At 72.1% G+C, this 14,366-nt stretch carries 5 protein-coding genes; 2 read left to right on the top strand and 3 right to left on the bottom strand.

From position 1 onward, the window contains the following. Nucleotides 1–121: 121 nt before the first annotated feature. From ACPYO4_RS13805 to ACPYO4_RS13795, 3 genes are all read right to left on the bottom strand, one after another. Nucleotides 122–2,905 carry a DEAD/DEAH box helicase gene (locus tag ACPYO4_RS13805; protein ID WP_425709830.1) on the bottom strand — a complete coding sequence of 928 codons (2,784 nt, stop codon included), beginning with the start codon at nt 2,903–2,905 and terminating at the stop codon, nt 122–124. A gap of 138 nt (nt 2,906–3,043) precedes the next feature. Then, entirely contained in the window at nt 3,044–4,339 is a 1,296-nt protein-coding gene (locus ACPYO4_RS13800) for an APC family permease (protein ID WP_425709829.1), read from the bottom strand. 10 nt (nt 4,340–4,349) lie between these two features. After that, on the bottom strand, nt 4,350–6,095 hold the full coding sequence (locus tag ACPYO4_RS13795) for a heparan-alpha-glucosaminide N-acetyltransferase domain-containing protein (protein WP_425709828.1): 1,746 nt from the start codon (nt 6,093–6,095) through the stop codon (nt 4,350–4,352). Between the two features lie 291 nt (nt 6,096–6,386). On the opposite strand from ACPYO4_RS13795, the gene ACPYO4_RS13790 reads away from it, so the two are divergent. Together ACPYO4_RS13790 and ACPYO4_RS13785 are read left to right on the top strand one after the other, a co-directional pair. Next, complete coding sequence (locus ACPYO4_RS13790; RefSeq protein ID WP_425709827.1) at nt 6,387–9,974, top strand: metallophosphoesterase; 3,588 nt, start codon at nt 6,387–6,389, stop codon at nt 9,972–9,974. A 418-nt stretch (nt 9,975–10,392) separates the two neighbouring features. Continuing rightward, nucleotides 10,393–14,109 (top strand): hypothetical protein, encoded by a 3,717-nt coding sequence (locus tag ACPYO4_RS13785; RefSeq protein ID WP_425709826.1) that lies wholly within the window; start codon nt 10,393–10,395, stop codon nt 14,107–14,109. Nucleotides 14,110–14,366: the final 257 nt, after the last annotated feature.

Genomic DNA, 14,366 nt, shown 5'->3' with positions numbered 1-14,366 from the left:
GGCCCAGTCAAGCGGCGGGCGGGCGGGTGGTCGTCCGCCCTTCGACGGACCTTGCCCGTGGTCCGTCCGACCGACCCGACGACGAGCCGCACCCCCGTCGGGTGGGGCGTCGTGGCGGCACTCAGCCCGCGGCGGCCACCCGCACGACCGCCAGCACCACGCGCCCCGCCTCGTCGGACGCGGCGAGGTCGACGACCGCGGTGAGCGCCCAGTCCAGCTCCTCGTTCTCGTCGACGAGCCGCTGGGTGACGAGCCACCAGCGTCGCTCGCCCGGCTCCGGCGCGACCTCGGCATCGACGCCGGCCAGCTCGAGGTCGGCGTCGTCGGGGTCGATCGTCACGGTGACCACCTGGCGGCTGGTCGCGTCCGGCCCGGTCGACAGCCACTCGTGCGCGTCGTAGAAGTCGTCGAGCACGTGCGTCCAGTCGTCCTCCGTGACCGGCGCCGACGGGGCGAGGCGAGCCCCGCCGTCGGGTGCGTGCCAGCCCGACCCCGACGCGAGGCGGGCGAGCGCGTCGGGGGCGTCGTTGGCCATCTGCCGGACGTAGGCGGTACTCGCACGCAGGACGGCCGAGCGGAAGGCGTGGGTGTTGCGGGTGAGCGCCACGTTCCCGTCGGCGTCGGCCCCGAGCCGAGGTTCCTCCGTGCCGCCCTCGGCGCGGGCCGCCGTGCTCTCGTCGCCCGGGTCGACGGTGCCGTCCGCGAGCGCGGACCACTCGTCGAGCAGGGAGGAGTCGACGGCGCGGACCATCGCCCCGAGCCAGTCGACGATCTCCGTGACGTTCTCGGTGCGGTGCGCGTCGGGGACGACCTGCCGCAACGCCCGGTAGGCGTCGGTGAGGTAGCGCAGCACCACGCCCTCGGACCGGCCCAGGTCGTAGCGGGAGATGAGCTCGGAGAACGTCATCGCGCTCTCGATCATCTCGCGCACCACCGACTTCGGGGCGACCTCGAGGTCCGCGACCCACGGGTTGGACTGCCGGTAGGTGGCGAGAGCGGCGGTGAGGATCTCCTCGAGCGGCTTGGGCCAGGTGACATCCTCGAGGGCCTCCATCCGTTGCTCGTACTCCATGCCCTCCGCCTTCATCGCGGCGATGGCCTCACCGCGGGCCGCCCGCTCCTGCCCGTAGAGGACGGGCCGGGGGTTCTCCAGGGTCGCCTCGACCACGGAGACGACGTCGAGGGCGTGCAGCTCGTCCTCGACGTCGAGGAGGTCGATCGACGCCAGCGCGAACGGGGCGAGCGGCGCTGTGAGGGCGAAGTTCTTCGGCAGGTCGAGGGTGAGCCGCACGTACGGCTCACCGGGGTGCGCGCGGCGCCACTGCGCGCCCCGGTGCTCGACGACGCCGGCGAGGCGCAGCGACCGGTAGATCTCGATCGCCCGGCGCACGTGCATGTTGCGGGGCGTGTCGGGCTCGTGGTTGTCCGTGAGCAGCCGGTACGCGGCGGCGACCGGGTCCCCGGGGCGGGCCAGCAGCGACAGAACCATCGTGTGGCTCACCTGGAGCTGGCTCGTCAGCCGCTCGGGGGTGGCCTCGACGAGCCGGTCGTGCGTCTTCTCGGTCCAGTTGACCAGACCCGGCTCGGGCTTCTTGCGCACGATGCGCTTCTTCTTGGTCTCGTCGTCCCCAGCGCGCGCGAGCAGGCGCGCGTTCTCGATCTCGTGCTCCGGGGCCTGGGTGAGGACCTCGCCGGAGGTGTCGAACCCGGCACGGCCGGCCCGGCCGGCGATCTGGTGGAACTCGCGCGCGGAGAGGTGGCGCATGCGCTCGCCGTCGAACTTCGTCAGCGCCGTGAGCACCACCGTGCGGATGGGCACGTTGATCCCGACGCCGAGCGTGTCGGTCCCGCAGATGACCGGCAGCAGACCCCGCTGGGCGAGGCGCTCCACGAGGCGGCGGTACCGCGGAAGCATCCCCGCGTGGTGCACACCGATGCCCTTGCGCAGCAGGCCGGACAGGGTGGCGCCGAACCCGGTCCCGAAGCGGAAGTCCCCGATGGCGTCGGCGATCGCGTCGCGCTGCTCGCGCGAGGCGATCTTCACCGAGGTCAGCGCCTGGGCGCGGGTGACGGCGTCCTTCTGGGAGAAGTGGACGACGTAGGCGGGCGCCCGGTGCGTGGCGGTGAGCTCGACGAGCAGGTCCTGCAGCTGCTGGACGGACCACGTGAAGGTGAGCGGCACGGGGCGCACGGCGTCGTCGACGACCTCGACGTCCCGCCCCGTGCGGCGGGTGAGGTCCTCCGCGAGCCAGGTGACGTCGCCGAGCGTGGCGGACATCAGCAGGAACCGGGCGCGGGGCAGCTCGAGCAGGGGGATCTGCCAGGCCCCGCCGCGCTGGGGGTCCGCGTAGTAGTGGAACTCGTCCATGACGACGGTGGCCTCCGCCGTCGGACCGTCCGGCCCCTCGCGCAGCGCCGTGTTCGCGAGGATCTCCGCGGTGCAGCAGATGATCGGGGCGTCGGGGTTGATCGAGCTGTCGCCGGTGACCATGCCGACGTTGGTCGCGCCGAACAGGGCGACGAGCTCGAAGAACTTCTCCGACACCAGTGCCTTGATGGGGGCGGTGTAGACCCCGGGGCGGCCCTGGGCCAGCGCGTGCGTCAGCGCCCCGACGGCGACGAGCGACTTGCCCGAGCCCGTCGGCGTCGCGAGGACCACGTGCGCGTCGGTGGCGAGCGCGACGAGGGCCTCCTCCTGGTGCGGGTAGGGCTCCCGGCCGGTTGAGGAGACCCAGTGAAGGAAGCTCTCGAGGATCGCGTCGCCGTCGGGCGTGGCCCCGCCGGCCTCGTCCTCGAGGCGGTCGAGGAGGAGGTTGAGCGGCGGCCCGCCGGGGACCTCGTCCGACGCCGGGGCCTCCGGCGCGGGTGCGGTCGCGTCCGTGGTGGGCTCGGGGGAGGTGGTCACCCGCCCAGGGTGTCACGCCGCCTCCGACTCCCGGCGACCGAGCGAACCCCCTCCCCACCAGTGAGGGGACTTTCCTTCGCAGGCTCCCGACCGCAATCTCGGCGGCTCCCAACCGCAATCTCGGCGAACGAGGCGGGGTCAGGTTCGTCGTCGCGAGACGACCACCGCACGCCCGACCAGCCCGACGGCGAGTACCGCGAGCCCGGCCGCGAGCGAGGTCCAAGGCAGCGTCGCGACGAGGACGACGCAGCCGACGAGCCCGAGCACCTGGAGCGCCGGTGGGTACCGGCGGTCGGCACCCCGCTGCGTGAGTGCCGCGAGGTTGGCGACCGCGTAGTAGACGAGCACCCCGGTCGAGGAGAAGCCGATCATCTCCCGCAGGTCGACGAGCAGGACGGCGACGGCGACGAGTCCGCCGATGACCATCTCCACCCGGTGCGGCACCTTGTGGACCGGATGGACGGCTTCGAGGGCGGCCGGAAGGTCGCGGTGGCGTGCCATCGCCAGCGCGGTGCGCGAGACGCCGGCGAGCCCGGCGAGGAGCGCGCCGAGGCAGGCGGCGGCCGCGGCCACGCGCGCGGCCACGCCGGCCCACGGACCGAGGCCGGCCGACTGCGCGGCGTCGACCAGGGGAGCGGAGGAGGCGGCGAGACCGGCCGGGCCGAGCGTGGCGAGCAGGGTGAGCGCGACGACGGCGTAGAGGACGACCACGGCTGCGAGCGTGGTGACGATGGCGCGCGGGATGGTGCGCCGCGGGTCGATGACCTCCTCGCCGAGGGTGGCGATCCGCGCATAGCCGGCGAGCGCGAAGAACAGCAGGCCGGCGGACTGGAGCACCCCGTAGGCGCCGCCCGGGGAGTCCCAGGTGCCGAGCGCGGCGCCCGGGTCCACGCCGCCGCCGAACCACGCGGCCGCGAGGACGACCGCGAGCAGTGTGAGGACGAGGCCCGCGATCGCTGCCGCCCCGCGGGCGGTGCGGGTGATCCCGCGCAGGTTGACGGCGGTGAGCGCGACGACGGCGACCGCCGCGACCGGCCGGGACCACTCGGGCGGCACGGCGTAGACGGCGAACGTCGTGGCCATCGCGGCGGCCGAGGCGGTCTTGCCGATGACGAATGCCCAGCCCGCCGTGAACCCGGCCCACTCGCCGAGGCGCTCGCGACCGTAGACGTACGCGCCGCCCGAGGTGGGGTAGGCGGCGGCGAGCTGTGCGGTCGAGGTCGCGTTGCACAGAGCGACGATCACCGCGAGGGCCAGCCCGAGGAGCAGGAGTCCGCCCGCGGCCGCGGCAGCCGGAGCGAACGCGGCGAAGACCCCGGCGCCGATCATCGAGCCGAGCCCGATGGAGACGGCGCCGGGAAGTCCGAGGCGGCGGTCGAGGGAGCCCGGCGGGCCGCCCGACGAGACGGTGGGTGGGGCGGGCGGCTCGGTCACGCCGGTGAGGCTACGGGCGCCGGGTGTCCGGCGGGTGACCGTGGATCGCTGCTGGAGTGGGCGCCGGCTCGGGTGTGAACGCGGGTGCGGGCGTCGGGGTGGACGTCGGCGCGGGCGCGTCCGGACCGGCGCTCCCTGAGCCCGGGACCCGAGATCCGGGACCGGCGTCCGTGCGCGCGGCCCGGACCGACAGGCCGTGCATGAGCCGCTCCAGCGGCCCGCGCCCCAGGGTGAGGTACCAGGCGAGGCAACCGACCGCGAGACCGCCCGCGAGGATCGCGAGCGCCCGGTTGCTCTCGCTGTGGGTCGCGAACGTCTCCGGCCACCAGTCGATCGCCACGACGTGCGCGGAGTACGCCGTCAGCGACATCGTGCCGATGGCCCGGATCGGCAGGAGCGCGACGTGGACGAGGCGCGGCAGCAGCAGGCAGGCGGCGAGGATCGCCAGCGCGACTCCGCCGGAGCCGAGCATCTCCACCACGGAGGCGCTGTGCGCCTCGGAGGCGTAGTGGTCGGTGGAGGAGGGCCACACGAGGTTCGAGTCGAAGCTGAGGCCGGGGATTCCAGGGACGTGCCACGGCTCGTCGGAGGTCGATCCCTCGGGCATGCCGGTGGAGCCGATCTCGGTGTCGATGACGGCGGGCGGGTTCGAGCCGGTCCAGCCGAACTGGACGGACGACTGCTCGCCCGGGTAGGGGTCGTCGGCCGTCTCGCCCGCGAACGAGACGGAGTCCGAGGCCGCGTCACGCAGGAGTGCGCCGCCCCCGTAGCCGACGCCTGCCGAGAGGATGCCTGCGCCGAGCAGGATGAGCAGGATCTTCCAGCTGCGCATGTCGAGCCGCGCGACGCCCATGCCGACCAGGACGAGGCCGTACCAGACCAGCCCCGGGTAGAGGCCGAACATGGCGTCGAGGACGGCTCCGTTGGCGCCCCACGAGTCGGTCACCATCCCCGCGCCCTCGAGCACGGTGAACAGGTAGGGCATCCCGACGGCGGAGACCACCAGCCAGACGCCGCCCGTGACGAGGAGCCGTCGCGCCCGCCACCGGTGGAACGGCAGGGAGAACATGAACCAGACGGCGTAGAAGCCGAGGATGAGCGCGACGAAGGTGTCGAGCATCGCCAGCGCGGCGGCGATGGCGAGCAGGAGCACGGCCCGGACGAGGATCCGGGTGCGTGACTGCAGGGCCCGCAGGCCCGTGTAGGGCGTGCGGCCGCCGGTGAGGATGCCGAGCGAGACGCCCGCCAGGAGGCAGAAGAGGATCGAGCTGCGGCCGTGCGCGAAAGCGAGCCAGCCGGACAGGGTGGACAGGTCGTCGGTCGTGTGCCCGACGTGCGCCGTGACCATGCCGAGCACCGCGATACCCCGCGCGAGGTCGAGCCCGACGAGGCGGGCGGTGCTGCGCGGGGCGGCGGGGCCGTTCGGCGGGGCGTCGGCGTCGGCGGTGGTTCCGGGCGGGGAGCCGGCGAACGGCGGTGCCTCGGAGCGGTGCGCGGCGGACCAGGGCGGCCTGGGTCCGACCTGTGACGGCGCCCCGTTCGACACGGCGGTCCCCGGGTAGGAGGTCGCCGGTCCCTGGTTCGACGTCGGCCGGTCGCTCGGTGGTGACCACGGGCTCCCGGCGTACGGGTCGGTCGTCGGTCCGCCCGCGGGCGCCGGTGAGCTCGCGCCAGGGTAGGGCCAGGCGGACGCCGCCGCGAGGGGTGTGCCCGCGGGCGAGGTGGCGGGCGTGTGTGCCCCAGGCGTCTGGCTCATCCTGCGAATCCTGCCGCGCGAGGGGCCCCGCGCACGACCTCTGCGGGTGCCTCGAGCGGGGGAGCGCTCCCCATGTGCTCCCCCTCACCGACGAGCGAGCGCCGAGCGCGTACCGGTCTGGCGGGTGACCGCCCCGTGACCGCGCGACCGGCCCTGCATAGCCGCGTTCTTCGTGTCGTCGCAGGTCAGTTCACCGTGAGGTCACCCGCTCGACGCCGACGAGACGCAGTCGGGGCGCACCGTACTGGGGCCGGACGGTGACGCCCGGCTCACCCCTCAAGGAGAAGATTCATGAATCACGTCAGATCGCGCCGCATCGCGGCGGCCGCGCTAGGCACCGCGCTGGTCGGTGTCGCGCTACCGGCCGCGGCTCTGCCCGGGCCCGCCGACCTCGAGCCCGACGAGCCGGCACTCGTGGAGGGCGAGGTCGACGGACCCGTGCTCCCCGCCGAGTGGGAGGCCGCCACGGCCACCCCCGAGCAGGAGGCCGCCGGTGAGCCCACGCTCACTCCCGGCGACGGCACCCGGATCTCCGGCACCCAGACGCTGGTCGCCGGCCGGACCGCAGCGGACGACCCCGTCGAGCAGATCTCCGTCAACGGTGAGGACGTTCCTGCCGCCTCGACCCTCGGGGGCGAGGACGACGCCATGTTCCAGGTCGACATCGCCTCGAACTCGATGGACCGCAGCTACGGCAACTACCTGGTCGTGAACGGCACGCGCATCACGATCCTTGACACGTGGGTCAACGCGACGACACAGATCCCGGTCCCCTACGAGCTGCTCGTACACGGCGAGAACACGATCACGCTGGGCACCGGCACGCGCGCCAGCAGCTGCGGCATCAACCACGACGACTTCGACGCCGACGACTTCCGCCTCACCCTGGCGGACGGCACCGAGGTCCGGGACGACGCGAACCCCGACAGCATCATCCTCGGCGACGGCAACTGCGGATCGAACGCGACCCGTGCCCGTTCCGTCGACCTCACCTTCACCATCGACGCCGAGCAGGGGGACGAGTCCGGTCTCCTGCACGCCCTCGACTCCACGGCGCTCGAGGACGGGGAGCACGAGGTCGCCGCGACCACCGCGGCCGGCGCGACGACGACCCACACCTACACGGTGGACAACACCGGGCCGGCACTCGTCTCCTCCACGCCCGAAGCGGGCTCGACCCTCGTCGGGGACGCCGTGGTCGCGGCCGAGGTCGCCGACGACGCCGGCATGCGTGGCGAGACGACCCTCACCCTCGACGGTGAGCCGGTCCGGATCGGTCAGACGCTCTCCTCGGACAGCCTCGCGGCCGGTGAGCACGAGCTCGTCGTCGAGGCCACCGACGAGCTCGGCAACGCCGCTCGCCACGTCGTCCCGTTCACGTCGGCCTCCAACGCTCCCACCGTGGGAGCGATGAGCCCGGAGAGCGGTACCGCGGACGTCGGGGACGCCGTCGAGCTGTCCGTCGACGTCGTGGACCCCAACGGGGCCGACCTCGAGACGACCTTCTACGCCGCCGAGCCCACCGCCCCGACCGCTGCCGCCCAGGGAACGGTCGGGGAGCTGCCGCTCAGCCAGCTCGACCTCACGGGTCAGGAGGAAGCGCCGGTCGACGCGCTCCTGCCGGGTGACGGCGAGCTCCTGCGCAGCCCGGCGGGCGAGGACGTGACGTTCCAGCGCTTCGACGTGCCGGTCGAGACCGACGCCGACGACGAGATGGTCGTGTCCTGGTCCGGCGAGGTCGACCCGGCCCGCGGCGCGCGGCTGTACGTCTGGGACACGGCCGAGCAGGGCTGGCAGGAGGTTGACGACGTCCGCGGCGCCGACGAGGGTGAGACGCACCTGAGCGGTGCCGCGCAGGCCGCGCACGTCGACGACGGCGAGGTGCACGTGCTCGTCGAGGGCTACGACCCGTTCGCCGACGACCTCGCGGACGAGCCCGACGACGCGTTCCGCGACCCGGAGACCTACGACTTCTCGCTCGCGCACCTCACGGACACGCAGTACTACGCCGAGGGCGCCTCGGAGCGGGAGACCGAGGAGGAGCGTGCGCTGTTCGCCGACTCCTACCGTGGCATCGCCCAGTGGATCGCGGACAACGCCGACGAGCACAACATCGCCTATGCGTTCCACACGGGCGACATCACGGAGAACAACATCCTCCTGACCGACGACGAGGCCTGGAACGCGCAGGTCCGTGCGGAGTTCGAGTTCGCCGACGAGATGCAGTCGATCATCGACGACGCGGGCGTGCCGAACGGTGTGCTGCCCGGCAACCACGACAACGTCTACGGGGCAAACCACGACCTGTTCAACGAGTTCTTCGGGCCGGAGCGGTACGAGGCCCTGTCCGAGAGCTGGGAGAACGCCGAGTACGGCGGGCCGTGGCGCGAGGGCGACAACTCCGCGCACTACGACCTGTTCACCGAGGGCGGCCTGGACTTCATCGCCGTGCACCTGCCCTACTTCGCCACCGAGTCCCAGCTCACCTGGGCGCGTGAGCTCCTCGCCGAGCACCCGGACCGCAACGGGATCCTGGCCTCGCACGAGTACCTGGGCGCCTCCTCGGCACCGGACGGACGGGGCGGCGCCTACGGTGGTACCGACGGTCAGCGGATCTACGACGCGGTGGTCTCCCAGAGCCCGAACGTCTTCCTCACGCTCGCCGGGCACATCCACGGCGTGACCACCAACGTGCGCACCGACGTGGCCGAGCCGGGCCACAACGTGGTCGAGATGCTCGCCGACTACCAGGCGTTCGAGGTTGACGGCGAGCGCACCACCGGCTTCTTCCGTCTGCTGCAGTTCGACGTCGACCGGTCCGAGATGACGGTGGACACCTACTCGCCGCGCCTCGACGAGCACGGCGCGAACGAGTACGACACAGGCGAGCGGTACGACGCGACGGCGGACGAGTTCACCGTTCCGGTGGACCTCACCTCGCGCACCACCTCGATCGCGACGGACGCCGTCTCGGTGGCGGTCCTGAGCGACGAGGCGATCGCCACGGACACCGTCGAGGGCGAGGGCACCGCGACCGCCGAATGGACGGGCCTGGCGCCCGGCACGACGCACGGCTGGTACGCGGTGGCGGAGAACGCGACCGGCGGTCGCGCGGTCTCGCCCCTGGCGACCTTCACCACCGCGGGCGAGCCGGGTGAGGAGCCGGAGAACCCGGAGGAGCCGGGACCCACGCCGCCGGCGGCGGGCGTGGGCTTCCACCTCAACGACGGGTGGGACGCAGCGGCCGAGCACGAGTTCTCCTACGGCCGCACCGGTGACGAGGTGCTCGTGGGGGACTGGGACGGCGACGGCAGTGACACGCTCGCGGTGCGCCGCGGGAACGCCTACTTCCTGACGAACTCCCTGTACGGCGGGAACGCGGACGTCGAGCTGGCCTACGGCCGTGCCGGGGATGTCGTGCTGGTCGGTGACTGGGACGGCGACGGCGTGGACACCTTCGCCGTGCGCCGTGGCAACAGCTACTTCGTGTCCAACAGCCTTCAGAGCGGCTGGGCGGACGCCGAACTGGACTACGGCCGGGCCGACGACGCAGTTCTCGTGGGTGACTACGACGGCGACGGCGTGGACACCTTCACGGTGCGGCGTGGGAACACGTACTTCATCGCCAACTCGCTGACCGGTGGTGACGCCGATGCCGAGCTGGACTACGGCCGGGCCACGGACGAGGTGTACGTGGGTGACTGGGACGGCGACGCGACGGACACGTTCGCGGTCCGTCGGGGGATCACGTTCTTCGTCTCGAATTCGCTGACCTCGACGACGGCGGAGATCGAGCAGGACTACGGCCGCACCGGCGACGAGGTCTTCGTCGGCGACTGGGACGGCAACGGCACCGACACCCTCGGCGTCCGCCGCTGACCACCTCTCACGAGTGAGGGGAGTTTTCCGCGAGTGCGGGAATCTTCCCCACGAGTGAGGGGAGTTTTCCGCGGGTGAGCGGACGTCCTCCCCGCAAGTGAGCGACGTCCGTCGACAGCAGTGAGCGCCGCCCGGACCACGGTCCGGGCGGCGCTCACCCGTTCGTCATCGGGCGGAGCGGACCGAACCCCGCTCACTCGCCATCGGGAGCGACGAGCCGGGCATCGACCGTGTGGGCCTGGCCCCTCAAGAAGGCCTGCGGTACCATGCGCACTCGCCTGATCTCTGTCGATATCGGTGCACCGGCAGGTCAGTTCACGAGTTCTACACCGGGCGGTCGGCACGGGTTGTCCATCGGCGGGCAGCCTGGTTGTACCGGTCGCTAACCACGGTTTCGCCTCCGAAGGAGTTCCGACCGATGGCTACTCGCAGACCGCGTCGCCTCACGGCGATCGCCCTCGCCTCACTGATGGTGGGTGCCGCGCTTCCTGCGGCGGCTGGCCCGGGCGCCGCTCTCCCCGCGGTGGCGGCCCCGGGCGCCGTACGGTTCGAACCCGCCGAACCCGCCGACGACCAGGGCGGGTCGGCCGGTCCCGTCCTCCCGCTCGAGCACGAACCGGCGACGGCCGGCCCGGAGCAGGAGGCGGCCGGGGCGCCGACGCTCACGCCCGCCGACGGCACCCGGCTCTCCGGGCGGCAGACCCTCGTCGCGAGCCCGACGTCGGGGACCGACCCGCTCGAGTCCATGTCGATCGACGGTGAGGACGTCCGGGCCCGCACGACGCTCGGCGGAGGCGAGGACGCGCTCTTCCAGGTCGACGTCGGCAGCAGCTCGATGTCGCTCGGCTCCGCCAGCTACTTCGTCGTCAACGGCACCCGGCTGACGAACGTCGAGACCGACGCGGGCGAGCCCACCCGCGTGGAGGTCCCGTACGAGCTCCTCGTCCTGGGCGAGAACCACATCACGATCGGCGCCGTCCCACGCCCGGGCGCGTGCGGCATCGACGTCGATGACCTCGTCCTCGACGACTTCCGGCTCGTCCTCGCCGACGGGACGGAGATCCGGGACGCCGCCAACCCGGACGACGTCACGGTCGACGTCGGCAGCTGCATGTCGACCACCGCTCGGAGCGCCACCCAGGACCTGACCTTCACCATCGGGGGCGAGGCGACGCCCGGCTCCGGCCTGCTGCACATGTTCGACACGAGCGGCGTGGGCGACGGCAACTACGCGGTCACCGCCACGACGGCTTCGGGTGCCATGACCACCCAGAGGCTGATCGTCGACAACACGGGACCTGCGCTCGTCTCCTCGACTCCCGCAGCCGGCGACGTCGTCGTCGGCGAGTTCACGATCGGTGCGGAAGTGGCTGACGACGCCGGTGTGCGTGGACTCGTCGAGGTCTTCCTCGACGGCGACCCCGTGCAGCTTGGCCAGACGATCAGCACCGACGACCTCTCGGCGGGCGAGCACGAGCTCGTCGTCGAGTCCGGCGACCAGCTCGGCAACGCTTCGGGTCACGTGGTGCCCTTCACCGCCGCGCCGGGCTCGCCGACGATCGGGGCGATGAACCCGCACAGCGGTGCGGTCGTCGACGGTCCGAGCGCCGACCTGTCGGTGGAGGTCACGGACCCGAACGACTCCGACGTCGCCACCACCTTCTACGCCGCCGACCCCACGTATCCGGACGCCGCATGGCAGGGCGTGGCCGACGAGCTGCCGTTGGACCAGCTCGACCTCACCGGTCAGGAGGAGGCAGCGACCGACGCACTGCGCCCCGGGGACGACGAGGTGCTGCGCAGCCCGGCCGCCCAGGGCGTGACCTATCAGCGCTTCGACGTGCCCGTCGAGGCCACCGACGATGACGACCTGCTCGTCTCCTGGTCCGGTCAGGTCGACCCGGCCCGCGGCGTCCGTCTGCACGCGTGGAACGCCCAGGACCTCGTGTGGGAGGAGCTCGCCGACGTGCGCGGCCAGGTCGACGGGGACACCCACGTGTCCGGCTCCGCCACCTCGGACCACGACGACGCCGGCGAGGTCCACCTCCTTGTCGAGGGCTACGATCCCTTCGACGACGACAGCGACGATGCCCCCGACGGCGAGTTCCGCGACCCGTCGACGTACGACTTCTCGCTCGCCCACGTCTCGGACACCCAGTTCTACTCCGAGGGCGCGGTCGGTGCCTCCGGCGGCGAACCGGGCACCGTGCCCGAGGACGAGCGCGAGCTGTTCGCCGACTCCTACCGTGGCATCGTCGACTGGCTCGTGGAGAACGAGGACGAGCACCGCCTCGCCTACGCGTTCCATACCGGCGACCTCGTGCAGAACCACACCATCGCCACCGACGACGAGGAGTGGATGGGGCTCATCCACGACGAGTACCGGTTCGCGAGCGAGATGCAGTCGATCCTCGACGACGCCGGAATCCCGAACGGCACCCTCCCGGGCAACCGCGACAGTATCTACGGCGCGAACAACGATATGTTCAACGAGTACTTCGGCCCGGAACGGTACGGGGCGCTGTCCGATGGCTGGGAGAACGCGGAGTACGGCGGACCCTGGCAGCCCGGTGACAATTCGGCGCACTATGACCTGTTCACGGCCGGGGGCCTGGACTTCATCGCGGTCCACCTTCCGTACTGGACCTCGGACGCCCAGCTGACCTGGGCGCGCGAGATCCTCGCCGAGCACCCCGACCGCAACGGCATCATCGCGACGCACATCTACATCCGCTCGTCGTCGTCACGCGACGGGCGCGGCGCGGCCTTCGGCACTCCCGACGGTCAGCGGATCTTCGACGCGGTCGTCTCGCAGAGCCCGAACGTTTTCCTCACGCTGAACGGCCACATCGGCGGGGTCGGCACGAACGTTCGGACGGACGTGGCCGAGCCCGGGCACCACGTGGTCGAGCTGTTGGCGAACTACCAGAACTACGAGGTCGACGACCTGCGCGCCACTGGGTTCTTCCGGCTGCTGCAGTTCGACGTGGACCGGTCCGAGATGACGGTCGACACCTACTCGCCGCGTCTCGACGATCACGGCGCGACCGAGTTCGACACCCACAACCGCTACAACGCGACGGCGGACGATATGACGCTCCCCGTCAACCTCACCTCGCGGACGACCTCGATCGCGACGGACGCCGTCTCGGTGGCCGTGCTGTCGGACGAGACCATCGGTGCCGACGAGGTCGCCTCGGGCGAGACGGCGTCGGTCGAGTGGACCGGTCTGGCGCCCGGGACCACGTACGGCTGGTACGTGGTGGCGGAGAGCGAGAACGAGGACTCGGCCGTGTCGCCGGTGGCGACGTTCACGACGACGGGTGACGCCGGTGAACCGGGGGAACCGGGGGAACCGGGGGAGCCAGGTGAGCCGGGTGAGCCGGGGGAGCCGGGGGAGCCGGGGGAGCCGGGGGAGCCGGGGGAGCCGGGGCCGGGTGAGTCGGTGGTGCCGGCGCCGGGGATCGGGTTCTTCCTGAACAACGGTTGGGATGGCGTTGCGGACGTGGTCTTCGAGTTTGGCCGCGTCAGCGATGAGGTGTTCGTGGGGGACTGGGACGGGGACGGGACCGACACCCTGGCGCTGCGCCGGGGGAATGCGATCCACGTGACCAACGACCCCGCCGCGGCGACCGCGGAGCCGGCGTTCACGTACGGGCGTGCGGGTGATGTGCTGCTGGCGGGGGACTTCGACGGCGACTCGGCGGACTCCTTCGCCGTGCGGCGGGGGAACGAGTACCTCGTGCTCAACACCCTCGTGTCCGGCGATGCGGACGTCGAGGTGGCCTACGGGCGAGCTGATGACGAGGTGCTGGTCGGTGACTGGGACGGGGACGGCCTGGACACCTTCACGGTCCGGCGGGGCAATGGGTTCTTCGTGGCCAACGAGGTGCGGGACGGGTGGGCCGACCAGGTCATCTCCTACGGCCGCGCCGGCGACGTCGTGCTGGTCGGTGACTGGGACGGTGACTCGGTGGACTCGTTCGCGGTGCGTCGTGGGAACGCGTACTTCGTGAAGAACGAGATCGCCGGCGGGTACGCGGACATCGAGCTGACCTATGGCCGCGCCGGTGACCAGGTGCTCGTGGGTGACTGGGACGGCAACGGCACCGACACTCTCGGAGTCCGCCGCTGACCACCTCTCACGAGTGAGGGGAGTTTTCCACGAGTGAGCGGACGTCCGCTCCACCGATGAGCGCCGCCCGGACCGTGGTCGGGGCGGCGCTCATGTATCGGGCAGGCCCCGCACCCATCAGGATGCGGGGCCCGCCCCTCGTCGTCGTGCCCGGCGCCGGCCCGGTCTGGTCGGTGAGTCAGCGAGGTAACCACCGAGGCAGTTCCCCGGGGGGACTGCCTCGATGGTTACCCGATTGACTGGGCGACGGCGACACC

It is taken from the genome of Georgenia sp. Z1491, assembly GCF_049856175.1.
Lineage (GTDB): Bacteria > Actinomycetota > Actinomycetes > Actinomycetales > Actinomycetaceae > JB111.
This window is presented reverse-complemented; position numbering and strand designations above follow the sequence as displayed.